This window comes from Aliivibrio sp. 1S175 (assembly GCF_001690985.1).
Lineage (GTDB): Bacteria > Pseudomonadota > Gammaproteobacteria > Enterobacterales > Vibrionaceae > Aliivibrio.
Window position 1 is genome coordinate 1 of record NZ_MAJS01000085.1, and the last position, 263, is coordinate 263.

Annotated in this window: 1 tRNA gene; it reads left to right on the plus strand. The window is 38.4% G+C overall.

The window, feature by feature from the left end:
* The first annotated feature begins 57 nt into the window (after nucleotides 1-57).
* Nucleotides 58-132 (plus strand) — tRNA-Gln (locus A6E06_RS18480).
* Nucleotides 133-263 lie beyond the last annotated feature (131 nt).

The following is a 263-nucleotide window of genomic DNA, read 5'->3' on the forward strand; positions in this document are numbered from 1 at the left end:
CGCACCATATTTAAAGATGCATTATCTTAGTTTAATTACTAATCTAATCTTCTCTGTTGGGATATCGCCAAGCGGTAAGGCACCGGCTTTTGATGCCGGCATTCCCTGGTTCAAATCCAGGTATCCCAACCACTACTTACATGATTGATTTAACCTAATCGATGATGACAACGTTAGAAAGACTCTCCAATTCGTCTTCTAACTATAAAAAATTTCTACTCTTTGTTTTAATTAACAATTAGAAGAACGCGGACGTGGCGGAA